We start from the raw sequence: 22,709 nt of genomic DNA on the forward strand, positions 1-22,709 counted from the left end.
TCTATCAATAAAAAATAAAAAACCTTCAAAAATATACCGAGAGGCTACATTTTAATGTAGCCTCTTTTTTTTTAAGTGATAATTATAGTGTTGCAACATAGTTTATATTATTTACAACACTCCTGAAAAGGACTAGGGGGTGGTAGTGGTAAATTTGTATCATAAACATTAGTAAAATGATGATTAACTAATAACTCTTATGAATTCGCTCAAAACAAAAAGTCCTTTAGTTAGGGATGTGTACGCTTTAAATGAAAACGATTTTTTTTCTAAAACACCTCTCGCTAATTGTGTATTAAAAAATGAAATCTGTCTCATCGGTCATAAAGCTTTGGTCGTAATGACAGTGCTGTCTTCACTTCTGTTTTTAGTAAGTAAAACAGCTTCTACAGTTTTTATGCCTTCGGTTATGATTGCTATGTTGCTTTTAGATGTACAGTTTATCAAGTACAAAAGGTACCACATGTCGAATCAGCTGAATGCAATTGCCATGACTTTCATGGGTGTATTTTTTACATTGGTAATACCATGTACTATGCTAGAGAGCTTCATTTTTATTGCAGCTATGGTATTAATGGTTTTCCAAAAAGAAAATGAGCTAAGCGGTAAAACTATTTTTATGATTGCTTTTATTGTCTTTTTAATTATGCTTGCTAAAATATTATTTCCTGAAAAATTCTACATAGAGCTAGAAAACTGGCAGGCATCGCTCTTTCATATTTCTACCCTTGTTGTGGTTTCTGGTATTATCTTCTTTACAATAAGAGTATATCAAAATCATTCGAGAACGGTCAAGCATGAGGCTGAAAGTGAGAAGAATGAAATTTTGAAAAGTACTGAAAAGGAGATTGAGGCTCAGAAATTAGAACTCAGTCAGCAGAAGAAGGAGCTTGAAGATCAACTTTCGTTAACTCAAAATGATCTTGAAAGTATTAATGCCAATGTACTTGTGCAGATGAAAAACAAAGAGAAGGTATTGCAGCAACTTGAAGGGTTGTCAGGAAAAGGTGAGATGAAGAAGGAGCTTCAGAAAATTATTTTTGAATTAAGATCTCAGCTTGATACCGATAAAAAACTTCATACTTTACAAGGAAATATTAAAGACGTCAATGCAGAGTTTTCAGTTCGTTTAATTGAACAATATCCAGTGTTGACAAAAAATGATAGAGAATTATGTGCTTATATGAAATTGGGAATGTCTTCCAAAGAAATAGCACAGTTAAGAAATACGACTGCTAATGCAATCAATGTAGCAAAGTCTAGATTGAGAAAAAAAATGGGGTTATCTCACAATAAAGAGATCGCCGAAAGGTTATATCAATTATAATTTAGAGTATTTAATTATTAATGCCCATCAAGTTTTGATGGGCATTTTTTATAATCTAATGTTCTAAAACCGGTTTCTTTGATCTTATTTTCACACTGTTGATCAATAATCCAGTAATTACTAAGAGACCTCCGAATAATTGGGGTGTTACAATTTCTTCACCTAAAATAAATGAGGCCGAGGCTCCAAATACAGGAACCAAATTCATAAATAATGCACTGGTTTCTGCTCCAATTTCTTTGATAGAAATAAACCAGAAAGCACCACATAAAGCTGTAGATAAAGCACCCATAAAAAATAATGCGGCCAGGTATTCTGTTTCTGTAGGAAAAATAAAATCTTCAAAGAAAACACTAAAGCCTATAAAACATACACAGGCCACCACAGTAACAAGGGTTGTTAGCCATAATGGTGCAAAACCACCTAAATACTTTTTAATGTATACATTGCCAAAAGAGAAGCTCAAGTTTGCACATAAAATGTAAATATCCCCTTTTGAAAATGACAGATTGGTGATCACATTGATATCACCTTTTGAAAGGACGAATAAAATACCTAAAAAACCAAACATCATGGCAATGACTTGTCTCAGGTTCAACCGTTGCCCAAGCATAGGAATTGAAATCAAGGCAGTGTTTAAAGGGGTCAGTCCTATAATCAACACGCCATTAAAAGCAGAGGTGTATTTCATGCCTTCTAAAAAGAGAATATTGTATACAAATGCACCGACTACACCAACAAAAACGATACTCTTCCATTTTGAAAAAGCAGCTTTTATATCCTTACTTGTAGGCTTTCTGAAATACATGATAAATACCAACAATAAAGCACCCAAAGTATATCTGTAAGTGCCAGTTAGCATAGCTGAAGTGTATTGCAATGCCACTTGGGTAACATGGAAGTTAATGCCCCAAATGAAAGTTGTAAATACTAAAAAGAAATAATATTTATTGAATGCTCGCACAGTTAATTGAAAGTTGATGGAAGTTCATTTCCTCAAATATCGAAAAAATTAGCATGATTATAGTAATAATTAAGATATTCGTGAGCTCGTTTTATTTTATTATTATGCTTTATAGATCAACTTATAAGAATCAGACTTCTCAAAAAGTCCTTTTTCTGCTATACATTTTATTTGCAAATATCACTATTTCAGTGGGTCAGACAGATAGAAGCATAGTGGTTAATCCGGCCTATGAGCACGAATTTCAGAAGGGTGTAAACTCTAAGAAGTATGCTTTGTTAGTAGGTACAGATGAATATGATAATTTTACAATGCTAAATAATCCTATTCATGACGTGGAAGATATAGGAAAGGTACTTTCTGAAAAATATGGATTTACAATAAACATTTTAAGAAACCCAAGCTCCAATCAATTGCTTTCAACTTTAAAAGAATATCGAAAGAAATTGAAGCGGAATGACCGTTTTCTGTTGTATATAGCAGGGCATGGCACCTACGATAATATTTTCTATAAAGAAGGTTTTTTAGTGATGAAAGAAACCAAAAATGAAACTGAGGACCCCAATTTATTAACCTACTTGCCTTTTCAACATGTTAAAAATATTGCCGATAATCTTCCTTCACAACAAGTAATGTTGATGGTAGATGTTTGTTTTGGAGGAGCTTTTAATGAAAATATTCAGAGGAATAGAAGTGCGAGTAGTAGAAATTATCATTGGAACGCAAATGTATTTCTACAAAAACAATTAAAAGATAAAGGGAGATTTGTATTAAGTTCTGGTAGACTGAATACTGTTCCTGATGGTGCTTTTGGTTCACATTCACCCTTTGCAAGAGATCTTATTAAAGCCTTAGAAGATAATGCTAGTGATAGTATTGTGACAGCTCAAAAGTTACAGCTTGAGCTACTTACTTTATCTTCCAATCCAATTTTAGGTTATTTTGGTGAAACCAATGGAATGTCGGATTTCGTTTTCAAAGCGAGAAGTTCTTCATCAAAAGTAAATGAAAAGGAGAGGATTGACCTGCTTGTCAATATGTATTACGGTAATTTAAAAGAATTATCCCTTGAATTTTTTAAGCAACGATTTATCAATACAGTGGCTTTACAAAAAATTGCAGATGAGTTTCATGATATGGCAAAAAATGGAAATGTTGAGGCCTCTTTTTGGGTAGCCTATATGAATCATCGTGGACATGGTATCCGATTAGATGCTAATGAAAAGAACCGTTTTATTCAATTGGCTTATGATACTTTTTATACTGAACATTTTGAGAATATGAATGATGAGCATATTCTATTACTGACGATGTTGCAATCAGAAGGAATGATGAAAATTGAAAATCATTACAGACTTCAAAATCAAATCACATCCTCATTGAGTGAAGAGCATCCGATCAGTTATTATTATGCTGGCAGGTATTGTTTAAAACAGTCTAAGTTAAAACATGCATATGTTAATTTGTTAAAAGGAGCCAAAAAAGGAAATGCTTTTTGTCAGTTTGAGTTATCTTTTCTGATATATAGAGAGAAAGATAAGTTAGAAAATTTAGGTTATACTGATCTTAATTATAAAGATTGGCTTTTAGAAGCAAGTCGAAATGGTTTGAGAAAAGCTACTGATGTAATGAACTCTCAAGGTATAACTGAATAAAAATAAAAATGGAACTGCTTATGATAAAATTCTCAATGGCAGTTCCATTTTTTTTTTACGGTTTAATACATCAATTCAAAAGCACTTCTGTAAGCTCCAATTTCTTGTGTGTAATCCACAAATTTTTTATAGAATTTATGCCTGCATATGGTACTTGAATCACCAATGACCACAAGTTTTTTACGTGCTCTAGTCATTGCCACGTTCATCCTTTTGGTGTTTTGAAGAAATCCAATAGTTCCTTCCTCATTAGAGCGTACAAGGCTAATGTATATAATATCTCTTTCTTGCCCTTGGAAAGAATCCACTGTATTTATATTGATTTTATTTTTGATATTTTCAGAAAAATCAAGGTGATAGAGTGTGTTTTTCAGTTCCTTTAGTTGAGCTTTATATGGAGTAATCACACCGATATTCTGTACTTCATCAAATTTCTTTAATTGTTGTATTTCTGTGAAATAAGCAGTCATATGTTTCTGAACAATATCAGCCTCTTCAAGGTTGCTCGTGCTCAACGATTCAGGATCAGTGAAATCATGAAAACCTGTACCGGCAGTATCAACAAATTCTAAAGGTAGATCACCTTCAAAAATTAGATGGTCTTTTACATTTTCATTGGCAATCAGACTGTTTTTATAGAAGAATTCAGAAGAGAAATTCATTATCTTCTCATTCATCCTATATTGTTCCTGAAGCATTACGTCCACTTTTTTTGAAGTTATCAATTGTTCAAACAAAGTGGTTTCAAGTCCTTCTTTTGCTGCTTTTATGGATTTAATAGTAGGAGGGAGTTGTTGATGATCACCGGCTAATATAATCTGGTCAGCTCTCTGAATTGGGATCCATGTTGCCGCTTCTAAACCTTGTCCAGCTTCATCAATATACACAGTAGAAAATCTTTTGCCCCTTAAAACTTGAGTAGAAGAGCCTACCAGAGTACATGCAATTACTTGAGCTTTATCTATAATGTCATTGGCTATATAATCAGAAAGTTCACGGATTTCTTTCCTTAGTTTATTGGCTTCACCCCAAAGCATTCTTCTTTCCTCACGTTCCTCTTTTCCAAAATTACGTTTGTACTTTTGAGCTGCATTTCGGTATTGACTTTCCTGCTGTTTTACTGCTTTCAGTTCTTTATAGCGGATGTGTTTAGTTGTTTTTACATCGATAGTTTGTTGTAAAATAGTATCTGTAATTCTAGCAGGATGACCTAATCGGACTACATTAATCTTTTTCTCTACCAATTTTTCAGTCAGTAAATCAACAGCAGCATTACTAGGAGCACAGACTAATACTTGATCTGTATCTTTTAAATTTTGAATGATACATTGAATAATAGTGGTTGTTTTACCAGTACCTGGAGGTCCGTGAATTATAGCTACATCTTCAGCAGACAACACGTTCATTAATGCCTTATTCTGACTTTCATTTAAGTAGGGGATATTGTATTCATAAATGGATCTGAATTTGGCTTCACGTTCACCAAAAAATATATTTTTATGTTTTTGCAATGTCGGATCTTCACTATTTAAGCATAAAGTGATGGCCCTTTCCATTTCTTTGTATGTACTTTCATCAAATAATAATTGAATGCCTAACTGTCCGTCATTGATCCAATCCGGAGCATCATCAGCATTCAAAGTTATGGTCATTGTATTCTTTTTGACATAATTGACTACTGCTTTTACATTCTCTGTATGTTCTTCGTTCTTTCCTGCAGTAGAAAATAAAGAAATACTTTTTCCTGATTGGAAAACATGACTTTCTGTATGATTTTCATTTCGAGTGACTTCAATAATGATACGGTCCCCGGCATCAAAAGAAGTTTTCTGGAGTTGAACTGGGTGCCAGCAGATTCCTCTCTTCCTTCTTTCTTCAATTGAAGTATCGCTCATTAATTTTTTGTACTGTTCTAAGTCTTCCTTCCTCTCTAACTGAAGTAACTCAAGTTGTTTTTTAAAGTGTTCTTTGATCTGGTCTTTATTCATATTGTCCTTTTTTATCTAATCTACATAAATGATTTAGATTTTTTTGAAAAAATTATGAATTCATGCAACCCTTTTAAATTGCACGTGTCTTTAAAAGTGAAAATAGTAATTATTGTAATATTCGTACGATAATGAACAAGTGTGTTCAATGGTGTTACAGAATGGTAGTCTGTTTTAACGAATTTATAATTTTTACGGTGATTTGTTTGGGATTTTAAAATTGAACATCTATAATTGAATTAATTATTAAAGAATGTGAAACTTAACAAGCTTCCAGTTAAGTATTTAACATTCAACTAAATCTGTAATCTGTTCATAAGAACAGCGATTAACTATAAGTGTCAAATTATATTATACAATCTATGAAGACTTCTACACTCGTATGTGCATATATTACGTTTATATGCTTAATTTTTACGTCGTTTACATCACTGGCCAACGAGCCATTAGCCAAAGGAACGGTGAAAGGCCGTTTAATTGATCAAGAAAATAATAATCCTGTTGGCTATGCATCAATTGCATTATTAGATGCAGACAAAAAATCAATTACCGGAGTATTATCAGATGATAATGGAGAGTTTACGCTTACCAAAGTACCGTTAGGAAAATACAATTTGGTGGTTCAATTTATTGGTTATGAAAATTATATTGAGGAAATAGAATTGACGCCCAAAAAATCAAAATTAGAACTAGGTGAAATTGTTTTGGTATCTTCAGTTGAACAATTGGATGAGGTTGAAATTACAGGTGAAAAATCTTTTATCGAAAACAGAATCGATAAGAAAGTGATCAATGTGAGTGAAGCAATGATTGCCGATGGTAATTCTACTTCAGAAATCTTAAATACATTACCCGAGGTCAACGTTGGTGCTGATGGTACAATCTCTTTGAGAGGAGATACCAATGTAAGAGTACTTTTGGATGGTAAACCTTCTCAGATGGACATCAATCAAATCTTACAATCACTTCCTGCTGATGCCGTAGACAAAATTGAAGTTATTACAAACCCTTCTTCTAAATATGATCCAGATGGTCTTTCAGGGATCATCAACGTGATCACGAAAAAGGATGCCATGAAAGGTTTCAATGGTAACTTGAGTTTGAATGCAGGTACAAATAATAAATATTCGGGCTTTATTGGTTTGAATTACCGAGTTAAAAAGCTCAACTTTTTTGCTCAGTCATATATGAGTAGCAATGAATGGGATAACACACGTCAGCTGAATCGAGATTATACAGACATCACTTTGAACGATTTAAGACAAAGTGAGAAAATCAATGATGATAATGGATTTAGAAATGTACGTGCAGGGATGGATTACTTCTGGGATTCAACAAATACTTCAACTATTGCTTACGAACGATGGAGATGGGAATCGGATGCTTTTTCAGAGTATACCAATGAATATATGGACGGGGAGGATGTTGTGAGAAGAACTTTTCAACTAGGTCAAAATTATAATCTTGCTCAAGGGGATCAGTTTAACCTAAACCATAGAAAAGAGTTTGGAAAAGGAAATTTAGAAATTGATTTATTCGCCAATATTGGTGAAGCAGATATCATTCCTCAAAACGCTGAAAAAGTAGGGAATGGGGCATGGCAAGAAATCAGTAGAAATAACAACTCAGCCAATTGGTTCTTCAGTCAAATGGCAGTAGACTATGATCAACAGATCAATGATAAGTCCTCATTCGAAATAGGATATAAAGGACAAATGACAGATGCTGAAATGAGAGTTCAAAGTATCAATTTTACTTCAGATGATACTTTATCTTATACTTACCCTTATCAGGAACAAGTACACGCGGCATACGGATCATACTCTTTGCAATTAGGAAATACAAGAATCAAGGCAGGTTTAAGAGCTGAATCAGCATTTATGGAAGGTAAAATTACCAACTCATCTATTGCAGATACCACTTATACTATAGATTACCAATCCTTATTCCCTTCATTACATATTCAACATAAATTGGGAGAGAAAAATACAGTAGGGATTAGCTATAGTAGAAGAATTAAAAGACCGAATGTGATGCAGTTACTTCCAATTGAGATGTCATCGAATCCTCAAAGTGTAATGAGAGGTAACCCTGGTCTTCAACCTTCTTATACTAATTCGATGGAATTGTCATATGGCTATATGGGAGGTGCATTTAGTGTAAATACCGCATTGTATATGAGACATTCTACAAATATCATAAGAGAAATTGTGGAGTATGATGAGGATCGAGACCTTACGGTTGTAACTTACAAAAACTTGGGAGAATCAATGACTGGTGGAGTTTCAGTATCGTCTAATTATAATATGACAAAATGGTGGGAATGGAACGGTTCTGTAGATTTATATTACTTAGATATTCAGGATGAAAACGAAGAATATACGATACCAGTAGATAATAATCCTATTAACTGGTCTGCAAAATTGAGTGCTAAAGTAACTCCAATCAAGACGCTGACCGTTCAATTGATGGGTAGATACACAGCAAAAAATTATGATGCTCAACGTATCACAGATCCACAATATTCAATGGATTTAGCCATTAAAAAATCTATCTTAAACCATAAGGGTAATTTAAGTTTCAAGATCAACAACTTACTTTACAGCGGAGAGCAAAAAACAGCTTATGGTAATGGTTTTGTTGAAATGGCAGACTTCCAGCAAGAAAATCCTGTTTACAGATTATCCTTTTCTTATGCCTTTGGAGGACAATTCCAAGGTCGTCAGAAAAGAAAATTACAATCTAGTGGAGGAGGACTATAGTAGGAATTCATAGATAATAGTATAAATAAAGTAATGCTACCCGACGTTTGTTGGGTAGCATTCTTTATAATCTATTTATTTCAAACTGGTCCATCCGCCAGCATTGTGTACTTCTTTCACTCCAGCTTTTTTTATTTTTGAAATAGCATTAGAAGCTCTGATTCCTGATTTGCAACAAACCACTAAAGGCTCACCTAATTTTAAAATTTCAGGCATTCTTTTACTTACTTGATCTAGAGGAATATTAATAGAGCCTTTATAATGACCTGAAGAAAATTCCCCAGTTGATCTAACATCTAATACTTTTGCCCCGTTGGCAACTAATTCATTGTAATTTACTTTAGGACCAAGGCCGAATAATTTTCTCAAAAATTCCATAGCGTATTTTTTTAATTTGATGATACTACAAAGTTACAGAAATGCTTCTACTGCTATGTGATAAATGTTACCCAATTAATTCAACTTTGTTTCTGCCAAGTTTTACTCTCCCGATTTTCTCTAATTGTTTTAATAATCGGGAAATTACTTCTCTTGAGGTGTTAAGGTTTAATGCAATTTCAGAGTGGGATATGCTTAATACATCAGTCTCTTTTATATTTCTTAATTTTTGAAGATAATTGATTAGTCTCTCATCCATTTTTTTGAATGCGAGTTCATCAATTGCTTTTAATAAGCCATCAAAACGGACTTTATAAGCTTGCATCACAAAATCTCTCCACTCAGGAAAACGGACCATCCATTCATTAATTACAGTCAGAGGGACTTTATACACTAAAGATTTTTCTTCCGCAGTCACCCTCACTGCACTTTCTTGATACATCATTGAGATTGTACAAGTTTCACCATATTCCAAATAATAGAGAAATAATTCATGCCCTTCTTCATCCTCTCTTGTTACTTTTAAAACACCGTTGGTAACAATAGGAACAAAGTTCATTTCTTCATTCAAATCGATTAAAAACTCCCCTTCATCGATCGATACCAATTCACCAACCGAAAGAAATTCTTTTTTTAAAGGGTGGTCAGTAGGTAAAGCTGGGAAGCTATTTTGAATAAATTGTTCTATATTATTTTTCATAACAAATTAATATATGATGATTTGTACATGTTTCAAATTTACTCTATTCTATCTTTAAGTAATAATGTTTTTGTAAATATTATGATTCCTTAAAAACGCATTGTTACATTTGTCGGGGTATATAAATAATGTATCTTAGATGAAAGAGTAGAGGGACTTTGCTCAAGAAAATAAATAATAAAGATGAAAAAAGACGAAATCATTAAATTTTTAGAAATGACTCCCCATCCTGAAGGAGGGTATTTCTATGAAACTTACCGTTCCCATAAAACTATTGAAGTAAATTCTGACCGTTTAGAAAGAAATGCTTCTACTGCTATCTACTATTTGATGGGGAAAGATGAATTTTCTACTTTTCACAGATTAAAGTACACAGAAATTTGGCATCACTATGATGGTGCAAGAGTGAAGATTGTAGAGATTACACCAAGCGGTGAGTTAAAAGAAACTATAGTTGGAAAAGATTTTCTAGCAGGAGAGGTGCCTCAATATGTAATTAAAGGAGGGAATTGGTTTGCAGCTAGAGCTTTAGTGGAAAAAGAAGATGACTTTGTATTGGTAGGTTGTACTGTTGCTCCAGGGTTTGAATTTGAGGATTTTGAAATTGCCAACATCGATAATCTGACAGAAGAACATCCTCAATACGCTGAGATTATTCAATCTTTCAAAAGAGATTAACTGAGATTATTTTAAATCAGGTAAGAGGATCTCTAATTTCTGAGTTCTTTTCTTAGAATACTTCACCTGATACTTTCCTTTGAGCTTTTCAATAATATCAGTAGTAATAAAAATACCTTTTGAAAAGTCATTGTGGATATACTCCGTAGAACCGTTGCGGTTATGAATGGAATCAAATGAGTCTTTAGGAGATACATTATCTTCAAAAGATAAATAGATTCCATTTTTAATTTCTTTTAGTTCAATGTTGACTTTTACTTGTATATCTCTTGATACATTCTGCAAAATAGTACTGCAAATATTTTTGAAGAGTAAAAGAATACGCTCACCATCCGAGTGAATAGTTTTACGGATAGCATTATTGGTTGAAATGCAGATATTGTAGCCAGAGTTGCCTACGAAAGCGTTGAGCTGATGTGTGATCTTATCAAAGTCGATTGGAAGAACGTTTAATTCCTTCTTTTGGTTGTAATAATATGCCAGAATTTTTTGAAGATGCATGTCCTGTGTCCATACAGTCTCCTCCAGCATATTGGTATAGTTATTTTCTTTATCCTGATCTTTGATTAATTGTATCAAGCCTTGTATAGTAGTAATTGGTCCTCTCAAATCATGAGCAGCTCTATATACAAAGTGATCCAATTTATCTTCAATTCTTTTCTGATCAGATATATTTAAAAAGACAGCATTCAAACCTACTGTTTTGCCCTTTTCAATGACAGGAGTGAAGTAGATCTCTACTACTTTCCATTCTTTATCATACATTATTGGGAAGCTGCCAAATTCAGTGCTTTTAGATTTGATCGCTTCATTCATAAAATGATGGATATTGATGCCAGACTCATTATTGATGATCTCTTTTATCTTCAAGCCGTAATCTTTTTCCGTTAGGAATTTAGAAGTCACAACATCATTCGATGAACCCGTCCAAAGAAGTTTTAGCTGAAGGTCAAACTGACAGATTTTAATTTTAGAGTTATCTAAAACTGCTTCATATCGAGTTGAATTAGCCTTCAGTTCTTTCTTTGCTTTAGCGAGTGCCGTTTGATCTTTCAGAACGCAGACTATATAAGGAGAGTCATTTTCAGAAGTAACCACATTGGCACTGATTTCTACTGGAAGCTCATTCCCTTTTTTTGTGATGATAACAGTATCAGAAACAATACTTTTATTCTTTCTAAGCTCAGAAAATTCCTTTTTGCCTTTATTTTTTTCGGATTCAGGAATTAGCATGAAAAAGGATTTATCCAAGATTTCTTTCTCAGAATACCCTGTGATTTTCTCAAAAGCAGGATTAGAAAAAATGACATCTTTAGAAAAAGGGTCAATCCAGATTATTGCATCTACAGAATGAATATACGTGTCCTTAAACCTTTTTAAATGAAGTTCTTTTTCCTTGTTTACAGTTTCAAATGTAGCATTTACAAAGGCCTCATTGATGAAAAAAGGATAGAGAGTAATCTTAAAAAGATGGGGTCTCGAATTGATCGAGATGGTAAATTCAAAAATAACAGTGTCCTGAGTGTTCAGCGCATCATAAATTTTCTGCTTGAACACTATTTGGTTTTTGGGAGAAAGTCCTACGGCTATCGATCTATTTTCTTCAAAGGTATGGGCACCGTTTAAAAAGCCCTTTGAAATGAACTTGATGTTACCATTACTATTAATGATTAAGTAATGATTATCTTTTATGGAAGCTGTAGAAGTCTTTATCTTTTTCTTGTCATTTTGTAGAAATACATTCATATAATTTGGGATAATAACATTTTGGGTGTTATCTCCCCCAATTTAATGAATATCAGTTACAAAAACTTTAACGTTGAATAAATTTATTGATGTTGCCAGCAATATTTGCTGTTTTCTACAGCATTTCGCTTGCATCTTGTCCCTTTTTTCGTCTTTCCTTCACATTGATGAGCTGTTTTATGCTCCTCTTCTTCGTCATTATCTTCATCTTCAGTGACTTCTACATAATCAATATCTTCAATTTCCCAGTAGGAGGCGTCATAACTGCTCTCAAATGATTCTTGTATAGGAATTCCAGCGAAAAAGTTGATAGAAGTGACTTTCTCAATGGAGTCTATAGTCACAAAGAATTGACTTAAAGGTGCAGATGATTTCTTATTTTCTACAAGTAGGCCTAAAGCTTCATATTCTCCGTCTTCTGTTTTTGAAAGGACAATTTTAAAATAGTATTCTGGAACGCTTACCTTATTAGGTCCAATTTTTTCCAAACCATCTTTCAAAACGGGCCCTGTGATCACAATCAAGCTATCTTTTAAATAAGCCCAATCTCTTACCTGTTCTTCCATTCTTTTCCAGATTCCTCTATTGAAAGAAGGCTTTTGAGGGCTCATGTTAGAATAGAAAAAGCTTTCCTCCATTGCAGTTTTACTAAATGACATGTCAGCAGCGGGAGCTAAATGTCCTCTGTCATATCCAGATTGATAGTAATCATCATCATTAGCAGAAGAAGTGTTTATATCAGGGTCTTCAATAAAATGATTGGAGCGTTCTTCATGTTTATACAACTCTTTTTTGGTGAGTTTATAGATTACGAATGCAGCTTGCTCGTGTTTCTCGCTGTAAGCAATTGTGTAATTTTTATGACGGATAATTAGATAATCCTTTTCGAAAGAAGGAAATATTTCTGCTGGAACTTCTCTTAGATTTTGTCCAACAATTTGAGTACTCGTAAAAATGAAGAGTATTAGAAACGAAATTTTGAAACGCATGTAAATAATTGAATTATTTTAATTATAAATGTAAAAATACACACAAGTTGCAATAAAGTAAATCTGTATGTTTTGTAGTTCATGATATTTTGTATTATTTGATCTGATGATTGTGATAGTAATTACTGCAAACTCGTACTATTGCAACGAAGTGGCTAATAAATGTTAATAACCTAAATTTTACAAACATGTCTACTCTTAACATTTCTGCAAAGCTGATTTATGAAGAAATCAGTGGGGCTTTGTTCAGGAACTTAAAAAAGAGCTTTGGGAAATCTATCGCTCTACAGGCCGGTTTAAAAACCAATAAAATATTAATTCAGAGGGATTATGTACCTTCATCCTCAGAAACTAAATTGGATGCTATTATCTATTCAAGTTCGAATAATATGGTGATAGGATTCTTAGTACTGACTGATGTTTCTTTCCTTGATAATAACCCCAGAATTATGGAGACCTTAAAACATTGTCATAAGCTGTACTTGGTTACAGACTTGAAAGAAAGAGATAAATTGTATGATTTATTAGATCTGAATGATCTGGATCAAGTTGGGGTTGTGGGGCGAATGTCAAATCATCAATTTGTCTTATGTAAGACGGCAAAATCGCAAGAATTGCCAGAGAAAATAGTGATGGATAAAATCACAACTTATCAGTCTGAAATTATTGAAAGAAAAAAGGTGGAAGCAGTAGGCAATTTGTAGACTGATATATTAAAAGTTCTTATAGACTTGTTAAGAAGATGATAACTATGTTATTCTTTGATAAACTTGTGAAAACAAGTGTAAAGCTGGATTGACTAGAGTATAAAAACGCCGTACTTAGGTTTAAAGGATGATATTACATCGTTTAATGAAGACGAAACTTCCTGTTAAAACCTAATTATCGGCCGTAATTTCCAAGTTTGGAATTACGGTTTTTTCCAAAAAAAAATCCCATACCGGTTTGTTGGTATGGGATTTTTTATGTGTGTGGATTGACTATCCAATCACTTCTAAAGTTTGTTGAGCAATCTCTAATTCCTCATTTGTAGGAACTACAAGTACTTTCACTTTAGAATCTGCTGCATGAATTTCTTCAATATCAGAAGCTCTTAACTTGTGGTTCTTCGCTTCATCTACAACAACACCTAAGTGCTCTAATTCGTTGGCTGCTAAAAGACGTACACCGTGGTCGTTTTCACCAACACCCGCTGTAAATACAATAGCATCAGCACCGTTTAATGCCGCCATGTAAGCACCAATATATTTCTTGATTCTGTAAGTGTACATATGAAGAGCCAAAATAGCTACTTCGTCACCAGCATTGAATCTATCTTCGATGTCTCTCATGTCACTGTCGCCAGTCACACCCAACATGCCTGATTTTTTATTTAATAAGTCATAAACCTCTTCAGATTTCATGTCCAGCTTGTCCATTAAGTAGAACACAACTGCTGGGTCGATATCACCTGAACGAGTACCCATCATTAAACCGTCAAGAGGAGAGAAGCCCATTGAAGTATCGATACACTCACCGTTTCTAACAGCTGCCATAGAACAACCATTACCCAAGTGAACTGTAATTACTTTAGAATCTTTTCCTTCAAGACCTAAATATTTGATAGTTGTTTCAGATACATATTTATGAGAGGTACCATGCATACCATACACACGAATGCCATTTTTCTCATACAATTCAGTAGGAATAGCATATCTGTATGATTTTGCAGGCATTGTTTGATGGAAAGCTGTGTCGAATACAGCCACTTGCTTCGCTTTAGAGAAGATTTTAGTACAATCTAAAACTCCTTGTAAGTTGGCAGGGTTATGAAGAGGTGCTAATTGGAAACACTCTTTGATTTTCTCCTCAACATCAGCCGTGATAAGCATTGTTTTGTTGAAGAATTCACCACCATGAACTACTCTATGACCAACAGCCTCGATATCATCAGTATTTTGAATCACACCATTTTCAGCGTCGGTTAAAAGGTTCACTACCTCGTTAAGACCAACATTGTGATTAGGGATAGGAAGTTCAAGTTTTGTTTTAGAAGCATTACCTTCAGCATCGAAAGTCTTATGAGTGATAATACCATTTTCTAAACCAATTCTTTCTACAATACCTGAGCAAAGAACTTGTTCGCCTTCCATTTCGAACAATTGGTATTTTAAAGAAGAACTACCTGCGTTGATTACAAGAATTTTCATTGAAATGTATGAAGTGTTTTTAATTATAATTTTATGCAATTTAATAAGAATACCCTCCACGGCATGTAAAGGGTATTCTTAATAAGTATTATTATTAATATTTGTTGACTATTGGATACCTTGGATAGCAGTGATGATCACTGTATTCAAGATGTCTTCCACTAAACAACCTCTACTTAAATCGTTCACTGGCTTATTCAAACCTTGAAGTACTGGACCAATTGCTAATGCACCAGTTTCTCTTTGAACGGCTTTGTATGTGTTATTACCTGTGTTCAAGTCAGGGAAAATCAATACGTTAGCTTGACCTGCTACTTCAGAACCAGGCATTTTCTTCTGTCCAACAGTTGCATCAACAGCAGCGTCATATTGGATAGGACCTTCGATTTTCAAGTCAGGACGTTTAGCTTTTGCAATTTCAGTAGCTTTACGAACTTTCTCTACTTCTTCACCTGATCCTGAAGAACCAGAAGAGTAAGAAAGCATTGCAATCTTAGGCTCGATACCAAATGCAATTGCAGTCTCTGCAGAAGAAAGTGCAATTTCCGCCAATTGATCTGAATTAGGATTAGGGTTTACAGCACAGTCACCATATACTAAAACTCTATCCGGTAAACTCATGAAGAATACTGAAGAAACTACTGATGTACCAGGTTTAGTTTTGATCACTTGCAATGCAGGACGGATTGTAGCGGCAGTTGTATGAACAGCACCAGAAACCATACCTTGAGCATCACCCATTTGTACCATCATAGTACCAAAGTAAGAAACGTCAGACATTGCATCAGTTGCCATGTCAAGGTTCATACCTTTGTGTTTTCTTAATTCATATAAAGTATTTACATACTCATTGAATTTTTCATATTCTACTGGGTTGATCACTTCTACCAAATCGAAATCAAGATTGATCGCATTCTTTCTAGCAATGTCAACCAATTCTTCTTTCTGACCTAATAGTACAATGTCAACGATATCTTGAGTAGCAAGAATTGCAGTCGCTTCAAGGATTCTTGGATCGTTGCCCTCTGGCAATACAATTTTCGCTTTTTTCTTCTTCGCACGTTGCGTTAAAGTATACTGGAACATTTTTGGAGTCATTCCATCAATTTTCACAGTACTCAACAACTCTTCCAGCATTTTTGAATCAACATGTTGCTCGAAAAGTTCTTTAGCATAAGCAATACGAGTTAAATCATTTGCTCTCATTGATGCAGTAACATCAGCGGCAGAGTTGGCAGTGTGGTATGTATTTTCTTTTACAGACAATACAGGGAACATGTCTTTCATGCCTTCAATTACTTTCTTGATAGAGTCATCAGGCTCCAATCCAGTAGTTAAAAGTAGACCTGCAATGTTAGGGTAGTTTTGAGACCTGTGTGCTGAAAGTGTACCTAAAACGATATCACCTCTATCGCCAGGAGTCATTACTAGTGAATTATCTTTGATTTTTGGCAAGAAATTCTGCATCTGCATGGCAGCAATAGTCATATTGTCAACCAATACATCAAGATTTCTAACACCATAAAGAACTTTTGCATCTAAATGCTCAGCGATATCTCTGATGGTAGGACTAGAAATTCTCTCATCAGCAGGGATAGTAGCCAAAAGCATATTTTTGCTAGCAAACTTCTCAGCTAATCCTGTATGAAGTGTAGAAACAATTTCAGGATTCACTCTATTGACGATTGCTCCAATAACTTGGCAGTCATTTGCTTTAAACTCGTCAATTGCAACTCTTAATGAGTCAGTGCAATCTTCAAGTGATTTTTTATGAGCGTTTGTTAGGATTAGAACAGGTGTAGCTAAGTTTTTAGCAAACTCAATATTTAAGCTATGTTCTAATGTAATACTGTTTTTATAATCACTACTTTCAATTAGAATAAAGTCGAAACGCTCTTCTAATTTTTTGTATTTATCGATTACGATTTCAAGCATCTCATCTTTTTTGCCTTGTGAGATAAGCTCATTCGCTCTTTTCAGCGTAAGACCGTAAGCTTCCTCATGCGTTAAGTCTAACCCAAAGTGCTCAATCACTAGGGAAATGTGCTCGTCTTCTTTTCCAGAATTGAAATCTCCAATTACTGGTTTGAAGAAGCCCACTTTAGAACTTTTACGTAACGAGTTTTCTAGAATACCCAAGGCAACTAAGGCTTTGCCACTATTTGGCTCTGCAGTACTGATGTAAATCGAATTTGTCATTTGATTTGTAATGGTGGTTGATTTTATATGCGTGGTAGATAAATGAATAATAGAGATCTCCCAACTTTGAAAAGATCTCTATTTATGCACGTATTTTCAAATTCTATGTTTCAATTAATTGTGAATTATTATTAATGTTAGGAATAATGATAACATTTGATAAAAATGCACAATTAAACATAGAAAAATTACATTTTATTTAATTGCAATACAAGAGATCTCGATACCTACATCTTTAGGCAGACGGGCTACTTGAACCGTCTCTCTAGCAGGAGCAGTCTCTTCATTGAAGTAAGTAGCATATACTTCGTTTATCCTCGCAAAGTCATTCATATCTCTGACAAAGATACTACATTTGACTACATTTTCGTATGTCAAACCGGCCTCTTCCAAAATGAAACCAAGATTTTTCATTACTTGGTGTGTTTCATTTTCGATTGAATCAGACACAAATTCTCCAGTAGATTGGTTAATACCAATTTGCCCAGAGACATAAAGAGTGTCGTTCGTTAAAATAGCTTGAGAATACGGCCCTAAGGGTGATGGGGCAAGTTCACTGAAAATAATTTGTTTCATTAGAGTAAATTTAATTTTTCGTTTTACTCCGCAAAAATAGATAGATACTTTTACCCTCTAAGTGACAGATGTCAGTTTTTTTCTTAATTATTCGATATTTGTTGTATCTGCATTAACAAAATGCCACATTTCTCAAGAAAACTTTCCACTTTCATGCTGATTTCCTTTTCATCAACACTTCCGTCTTTATGATCTTTCTCTAAAAAGATGATAGTTTCTTTCAGGCTTGTTACGCCTAGCACCAACATTGAAGGTTTTAATTTGTGTGCTACCTTCCCGATAGTGCTCCAATCATGTAATTTATAGGCGTCTGTAATTTCTTTTATACCGTCTTTTAGGTTGCCTGTGAAAGAATTGAGCATCTTATTAACAAATCCATCATCTCCTCTAGAGAGCATTTCTAATTGTGAGAGGTTATATAACTTTGTATTTTGAACTGTACTCATATTGAATAAAATTTAGGTTCTTGGTTTTGTCAATTTGCCTTCAGCAATCCACTTGTAAATTTTAGACTTGCTCATTTCAAGCTTGTCTGCTACAAAGTTCACCTTTCCTGAGTACTTTTTCAAAAAGTGATCTATGATCTCGATGTTATATTCTTCTAGAGTTAGCTCTTTTTCCAGTAAATTCAGATCATTTTTTTGATATTCAATTAATATATCACTAGCACTAATCACATAATTGGATGATAATACTACGCTTAAATCAATGATTGCTTTCAGTTGTCTGATGTTGCCGGGGAAGTTGTAATTAAGTAGTTTCTTCATGGCATCCTTTCCTAATATCTTTTGAGGTTGAATGTTGTTTTCATCGCAAACGACTTTCAAAAAATTATCAGAAAGCTCAACAATATCTTCCTTTCTATCTCGAAGAGGAGGAAGGTGAACGGGCAAGCCCAAAATACGGTAATATAAATCTTCTCTAAAGTTATTATTGGATACTTCTGAATAGAGATCACGGTGAGTTGCCGTAATCAATCGAACATCAGTTTTTATCACTTCGTTACCTCCAAGTCTTGTTAATTCTCCTTCTTGTAGTACTCTTAGAAGTTTTGTTTGAAGATCTAGGGGAAGTTCGCCAATTTCATCCAAAAATAATGTGCCTCCTTTAGCTTCTTCAAACTTCCCGATTCTTCTTTGTGTAGCTCCAGTAAACGCACCTTGTTCATAGCCAAACAATTCACTCTCTATCAGATCTTTTGGTATGGAAGCAATGTTAACAGCAACCATATTATTATTTTTTCTCTGAGAGTTTTCATGGATAGACCGTGCAACGAGCTCTTTTCCGGTACCTGTTTCACCCGTAATGTTTACAGTGATCTGACTGTTTGAGGCTTTCTTCATTAAGCGAAACACCTTTTCAATTACTTCTGATTTTCCTTTGATTAAGTCAGAAAAAGTAAAATTATTTTTATTTGCATTGATTGTAATGGACGAAAAATGTTTCTTCAACCTCTCGTTGAAATTTTCATCATGTAATATATAATTGGGAATTTCATTTTTTTGATAATATTCTAAATTATGAATACAATTTTTTGTTGAAATAATATACTTTGCTGCAGCAGTGCAGTTGGAGTTGATAAAGTCTAGTTGTTTTTCCAATTGATCGATGATGTATTCTTCATCAATAATTAAGACTTCTACATCTACAAGGTGCTTATGGTTCTCAAGGTTTGAGTAGACTTCAATTGAGGGTAAAAAAGAAAGAATTGAATCAATGAGGTTTGTATTGTTGGTAAGGAGAATTGCATTCATTTTCTTCAAAGGTTAATAGTAATGAATTACAAATTTATAAAAAAAGGTGACCTTCGAAAGATCACCTTTATTTTATAGTCTTAATATAATGCTATGCTTTAGTTCCCTTATTTAGATGAAACATAAAGATCTTCTTTTTCAACATACCTTCCTTTCAAATCTTGAATATGTCTAGCATTGTTACCTTCAATTTTGTTCATGATTTTGATTTGTTCTTCTGAAGCTTCGAAAATAACCTGATTAACATGCCAAGAAACTGTTTCTGTAAATGGAGGAGTAGTTAAAGAACCGTTGTAGTGAAAATAATGCTTCATCTCTTCACAGTCGTAACTGCCAAAAAGATCTTCAAGATTAACTTCTGCTTCACTAACTTTTACGAGTCCATTACTATCCTTGGGGATTTTATTGATGAATTCATTTAAGAATACATTCTCTTTTCCCATTTTAAACAAAACACCAATCACTAAGAAATGTGGTTTATCAGATTCATCATTATCTAATACATTTACCATGTGCATTTCCATTGGATATGTAATACCATCAATCTGATGTTCAGAAGGAGTATGGAAGTGCAGCTGTTTAAAGCTGTATTGATCATCTCCAAAAACTAATTTTGATGTACTATCGAAATCAATTTGAACAGTATGTCCCTTATTCTCCACTGCATTGCAATGTGCTTCAATATTAATTCTGGACTTAATTATTCCTTTTGTTCTTTGCGAAAGAATATTGATTGGAGATTGAATATCTCCAAAATCACACTCTGCCTCTGTGTAAGCTATATTGCCATCATGATGATCAGTATTTTGCTTATCAGAATTTGAACATGCTAATGATACGAAAGCGAGATAGACAACTAAAACTTTTGCTAGTGTTAATTTCATAATAAAATGAGAGTTTTCTAAACGGATTATTCTACCGTCCAAATGTCTTTTAAATAGTTATAATAAGTAGTGACTATAGATTTTCAAATATGGTAATTATTATCATCAAATTGGAATTACACTCAAATAAATAACATTTAACGAATTTTTAGTTTTAAATATTTCTTAATGTTTTATTTAAAACGTTGTGTAGTTACGTTGTAATATGTAAAGTGATTCAGTTTTTATCCAAATGAAGTGTGTAATTGACGTTGAAAAACACCTTAATCTGTTGTCGTTATTCTGGCTTAATTACTTCATTTAAATTGTTATAAATTACTCAGCGTGTTTTAAATATAACAGTTTGTGAAATTTAGGTGTTTTTCATCTTTAAATTTCTAGGAGAAAAAAGACTCTATCATATTTGTATCATAATATTCAGGATTTAACAAAGAAAAAAACAGTTTTAGTGCGATGTTAGTTTATAAATTTGGTGGTACTTCGGTAGGTTCAGCAGAACGTATGGTTCAGGTTTCAAATCTGATTGTTGATGAAAAGCCCAAAATAGTAGTTTTATCGGCCGTATCAGGAACAACAAATGCTCTAGTGGGTATTTGCGATGCATACTATGCTGGTGACAAGCAATTAGTAGAGAAATTGGTTGCTGATTTTAAACCAAAGTATGATCAACATATTTATGAGCTATTGGAAGGTGAAGCTGCAAGAGAAGAAGCTCATGCCTTAATGGATGAGAAGTATGCGTTATTAAACTCTTATGCTGTTGAAGGTTTCTCAACGGAACAAGAAAGAGAAATTCACGCTCAAGGTGAGTTGATTTCAACTAAATTAATGCACCTTTATCTTACTGAAAAAGGAGTGAAATCAGTGTTACTTCCTGCTCTTGACTTTATGAGATCGGAAAATGGTGAGCCATTGTATTCTGAGATTGAAAAAAGACTTGAGGCTACTTTAGCACAATATAAAGGTGATACTTTGTTTATCACTCAAGGTTATATCTGTACTAATGAGTTTGAAAAAGTAGACAATTTACAAAGAGGTGGTAGTGACTACACTGCTACTATTATTGGGGCTTGTATTCATGCTGAGGAAGTTCAAATCTGGACTGACATTGATGGCATGCATAACAATGACCCTCGTTTTGTTGAAAATACAAAAGCAGTTGAGCAATTGACTTATGATGAAGCAGCCGAGTTAGCTTACTTTGGTGCTAAAATCCTTCATCCACTTGCAGTATTGCCAGCTCAAACGAAAGATATTCCGGTAAGATTGAAGAACACAATGGCACCTAACGCTTTTGGAACTTTGATCGGACCAACTTCAGACAATGCAATTCCTGTAAAATCTGTTGCGGCGAAAAATGGTATTGTAGCGATTAAAATCAAGTCAAGCCGAATGTTAATGGCATACGGTTTCTTGAAACAAGTATTTGAAGTTTTTGAAAAGTACAGTACACCAATCGACATGATCACAACATCAGAGGTGGCGGTATCTTTAACAATTGACAATGATACACACTTAGAAGAAATTGTTCGTGATTTACAGTCACTTGGATTAGTGGAAGTAGATAAAGACATGACAATTGTTTGTGTAGTGGGTCAAATGCTTGTTGAAAATGCAAACATTGTTTCTCAGGTAGTTACTGCATTAAAATCTCTTCCTGTAAGAATGATTTCTTACGGAGGAAGTAAGAGTAACATTTCTGTATTGATTCCTACTTTTGAGAAAAATAATGCATTGAATTTATTGCATAAAGAATTATACAGCGAGGCTTTGGTATAAGTATCAAGACCTTTCTTTAGATAAATAAATAGATTTCAGAGGCTTCAGCAATTCAATTGTTGGAGTCTTTTTTGTTTGATGATGCATTGACATTAAGATTCTTGTTTTGTAAATTATTTGAATAAATTCATGAAATGTTCA

18 protein-coding genes are annotated in these 22,709 nt (G+C 33.8%); 6 read left to right on the forward strand and 12 right to left on the reverse strand.

Translation table 11 applies throughout. The features are described 5' to 3' along the window. Positions 1-199: 199 nt before the first annotated feature. Positions 200-1,327, forward strand: a complete 1,128-nt coding sequence (locus tag HHU12_RS23200; protein WP_169659130.1) for a hypothetical protein — start codon at positions 200-202, stop codon at positions 1,325-1,327. 55 nt (positions 1,328-1,382) lie between these two features. Here HHU12_RS23200 and HHU12_RS35855 read toward each other — a convergent pair whose 3' ends face one another. After that, the gene (locus tag HHU12_RS35855) at positions 1,383-2,291 is read right to left on the reverse strand and encodes a DMT family transporter (protein ID WP_169659131.1); all 909 of its coding nucleotides are present in this window, start codon (positions 2,289-2,291) and stop codon (positions 1,383-1,385) included. 104 nt (positions 2,292-2,395) lie between these two features. Here HHU12_RS35855 and HHU12_RS23210 point away from each other — a divergent pair, with 104 nt between their 5' ends. Beyond that, positions 2,396-3,946: a caspase family protein gene (locus HHU12_RS23210; protein WP_169659132.1), complete on the forward strand. Its 1,551-nt coding sequence runs from the start codon at positions 2,396-2,398 to the stop codon at positions 3,944-3,946. A gap of 62 nt (positions 3,947-4,008) precedes the next feature. On the opposite strand, the gene HHU12_RS23215 is transcribed toward HHU12_RS23210, so the two are convergent. Next, positions 4,009-5,934 (reverse strand): AAA domain-containing protein, encoded by a 1,926-nt coding sequence (locus HHU12_RS23215; protein ID WP_169659133.1) that lies wholly within the window; start codon positions 5,932-5,934, stop codon positions 4,009-4,011. A 362-nt stretch (positions 5,935-6,296) separates the two neighbouring features. Between HHU12_RS23215 and HHU12_RS23220 the strand changes: the two genes are divergently transcribed. After that, on the forward strand, positions 6,297-8,696 hold the full coding sequence (locus HHU12_RS23220; protein WP_169659134.1) for a TonB-dependent receptor domain-containing protein: 2,400 nt from the start codon (positions 6,297-6,299) through the stop codon (positions 8,694-8,696). Between the two features lie 75 nt (positions 8,697-8,771). Here HHU12_RS23220 and HHU12_RS23225 read toward each other — a convergent pair whose 3' ends face one another. Further along, entirely contained in the window at positions 8,772-9,074 is a 303-nt protein-coding gene (locus tag HHU12_RS23225) for a rhodanese-like domain-containing protein (protein WP_169659135.1), read from the reverse strand. Positions 9,075-9,141: 67 nt separating this feature from the next. Further along, a complete protein-coding gene (locus HHU12_RS23230) occupies positions 9,142-9,774 on the reverse strand; it encodes a Crp/Fnr family transcriptional regulator (protein WP_169659136.1) in 633 nt (210 codons plus the stop codon). A gap of 183 nt (positions 9,775-9,957) precedes the next feature. On the opposite strand from HHU12_RS23230, the gene HHU12_RS23235 reads away from it, so the two are divergent. Further along, positions 9,958-10,452: a cupin domain-containing protein gene (locus HHU12_RS23235; RefSeq protein ID WP_169659137.1), complete on the forward strand. Its 495-nt coding sequence runs from the start codon at positions 9,958-9,960 to the stop codon at positions 10,450-10,452. A gap of 6 nt (positions 10,453-10,458) precedes the next feature. Here HHU12_RS23235 and HHU12_RS23240 read toward each other — a convergent pair whose 3' ends face one another. Both HHU12_RS23240 and HHU12_RS23245 read right to left on the reverse strand, forming a co-directional pair. After that, positions 10,459-12,198: a PAS domain-containing sensor histidine kinase gene (locus tag HHU12_RS23240; RefSeq protein WP_169659138.1), complete on the reverse strand. Its 1,740-nt coding sequence runs from the start codon at positions 12,196-12,198 to the stop codon at positions 10,459-10,461. An 83-nt stretch (positions 12,199-12,281) separates the two neighbouring features. Next, positions 12,282-13,187: a DNA/RNA non-specific endonuclease gene (locus HHU12_RS23245; protein ID WP_169659139.1), complete on the reverse strand. Its 906-nt coding sequence runs from the start codon at positions 13,185-13,187 to the stop codon at positions 12,282-12,284. A gap of 188 nt (positions 13,188-13,375) precedes the next feature. On the opposite strand from HHU12_RS23245, the gene HHU12_RS23250 reads away from it, so the two are divergent. Continuing rightward, the gene (locus HHU12_RS23250) at positions 13,376-13,891 is read left to right on the forward strand and encodes a hypothetical protein (protein ID WP_169659140.1); all 516 of its coding nucleotides are present in this window, start codon (positions 13,376-13,378) and stop codon (positions 13,889-13,891) included. 276 nt (positions 13,892-14,167) lie between these two features. On the opposite strand, the gene HHU12_RS23255 is transcribed toward HHU12_RS23250, so the two are convergent. The 6 genes from HHU12_RS23255 to HHU12_RS23280 form a co-directional block, all read right to left on the reverse strand. Continuing rightward, on the reverse strand, positions 14,168-15,376 hold the full coding sequence (locus HHU12_RS23255; RefSeq protein ID WP_169659141.1) for an acetate/propionate family kinase: 1,209 nt from the start codon (positions 15,374-15,376) through the stop codon (positions 14,168-14,170). 108 nt (positions 15,377-15,484) lie between these two features. After that, positions 15,485-17,575, reverse strand: coding sequence for a phosphate acetyltransferase (pta, locus tag HHU12_RS23260; RefSeq protein WP_169659142.1), 2,091 nt, complete (start codon positions 17,573-17,575; stop codon positions 15,485-15,487). Between the two features lie 195 nt (positions 17,576-17,770). Beyond that, positions 17,771-18,151 (reverse strand): RidA family protein, encoded by a 381-nt coding sequence (locus HHU12_RS23265; RefSeq protein WP_169659143.1) that lies wholly within the window; start codon positions 18,149-18,151, stop codon positions 17,771-17,773. An 83-nt stretch (positions 18,152-18,234) separates the two neighbouring features. Beyond that, positions 18,235-18,597, reverse strand: coding sequence for an Hpt domain-containing protein (locus tag HHU12_RS23270; RefSeq protein ID WP_169659144.1), 363 nt, complete (start codon positions 18,595-18,597; stop codon positions 18,235-18,237). Between the two features lie 12 nt (positions 18,598-18,609). After that, the gene (locus HHU12_RS23275) at positions 18,610-19,905 is read right to left on the reverse strand and encodes a sigma-54 interaction domain-containing protein (RefSeq protein WP_169659145.1); all 1,296 of its coding nucleotides are present in this window, start codon (positions 19,903-19,905) and stop codon (positions 18,610-18,612) included. Between the two features lie 107 nt (positions 19,906-20,012). Beyond that, the gene (locus HHU12_RS23280) at positions 20,013-20,789 is read right to left on the reverse strand and encodes a carbonic anhydrase family protein (protein WP_169659146.1); all 777 of its coding nucleotides are present in this window, start codon (positions 20,787-20,789) and stop codon (positions 20,013-20,015) included. 453 nt (positions 20,790-21,242) lie between these two features. On the opposite strand from HHU12_RS23280, the gene HHU12_RS23285 reads away from it, so the two are divergent. Further along, entirely contained in the window at positions 21,243-22,568 is a 1,326-nt protein-coding gene (locus tag HHU12_RS23285) for an aspartate kinase (RefSeq protein WP_169659147.1), read from the forward strand. Positions 22,569-22,709: the final 141 nt, after the last annotated feature.

It is taken from the genome of Flammeovirga aprica JL-4 (assembly GCF_012844305.1).
GTDB classification, from domain to species: Bacteria; Bacteroidota; Bacteroidia; order Cytophagales; family Flammeovirgaceae; genus Flammeovirga; species Flammeovirga aprica.

What these genes read in the sequence shown, in the direction of transcription:
- HHU12_RS23245 (WP_169659139.1), bottom strand. Translation starts at nt 13,187, where the DNA reads ATGCGTTTCAAAATTTCGTTTCTAATACTCTTCATTTTTACGAGTACT.
- HHU12_RS23235 (WP_169659137.1), top strand. Translation starts at nt 9,958, where the DNA reads ATGAAAAAAGACGAAATCATTAAATTTTTAGAAATGACTCCCCATCCT.
- pta (WP_169659142.1), bottom strand. Translation starts at nt 17,575, where the DNA reads ATGACAAATTCGATTTACATCAGTACTGCAGAGCCAAATAGTGGCAAA.
- HHU12_RS23200 (WP_169659130.1), top strand. Translation starts at nt 200, where the DNA reads ATGAATTCGCTCAAAACAAAAAGTCCTTTAGTTAGGGATGTGTACGCT.
- HHU12_RS23215 (WP_169659133.1), bottom strand. Translation starts at nt 5,934, where the DNA reads ATGAATAAAGACCAGATCAAAGAACACTTTAAAAAACAACTTGAGTTA.
- HHU12_RS23255 (WP_169659141.1), bottom strand. Translation starts at nt 15,376, where the DNA reads ATGAAAATTCTTGTAATCAACGCAGGTAGTTCTTCTTTAAAATACCAA.
- HHU12_RS23275 (WP_169659145.1), bottom strand. Translation starts at nt 19,905, where the DNA reads ATGAATGCAATTCTCCTTACCAACAATACAAACCTCATTGATTCAATT.
- HHU12_RS23240 (WP_169659138.1), bottom strand. Translation starts at nt 12,198, where the DNA reads ATGAATGTATTTCTACAAAATGACAAGAAAAAGATAAAGACTTCTACA.
- HHU12_RS23220 (WP_169659134.1), top strand. Translation starts at nt 6,297, where the DNA reads ATGAAGACTTCTACACTCGTATGTGCATATATTACGTTTATATGCTTA.
- HHU12_RS23285 (WP_169659147.1), top strand. Translation starts at nt 21,243, where the DNA reads ATGTTAGTTTATAAATTTGGTGGTACTTCGGTAGGTTCAGCAGAACGT.
- HHU12_RS23210 (WP_169659132.1), top strand. Translation starts at nt 2,396, where the DNA reads ATGCTTTATAGATCAACTTATAAGAATCAGACTTCTCAAAAAGTCCTT.
- HHU12_RS23265 (WP_169659143.1), bottom strand. Translation starts at nt 18,151, where the DNA reads ATGAAACAAATTATTTTCAGTGAACTTGCCCCATCACCCTTAGGGCCG.
- HHU12_RS23280 (WP_169659146.1), bottom strand. Translation starts at nt 20,789, where the DNA reads ATGAAATTAACACTAGCAAAAGTTTTAGTTGTCTATCTCGCTTTCGTA.
- HHU12_RS23270 (WP_169659144.1), bottom strand. Translation starts at nt 18,597, where the DNA reads ATGAGTACAGTTCAAAATACAAAGTTATATAACCTCTCACAATTAGAA.
- HHU12_RS23225 (WP_169659135.1), bottom strand. Translation starts at nt 9,074, where the DNA reads ATGGAATTTTTGAGAAAATTATTCGGCCTTGGTCCTAAAGTAAATTAC.
- HHU12_RS23230 (WP_169659136.1), bottom strand. Translation starts at nt 9,774, where the DNA reads ATGAAAAATAATATAGAACAATTTATTCAAAATAGCTTCCCAGCTTTA.
- HHU12_RS23250 (WP_169659140.1), top strand. Translation starts at nt 13,376, where the DNA reads ATGTCTACTCTTAACATTTCTGCAAAGCTGATTTATGAAGAAATCAGT.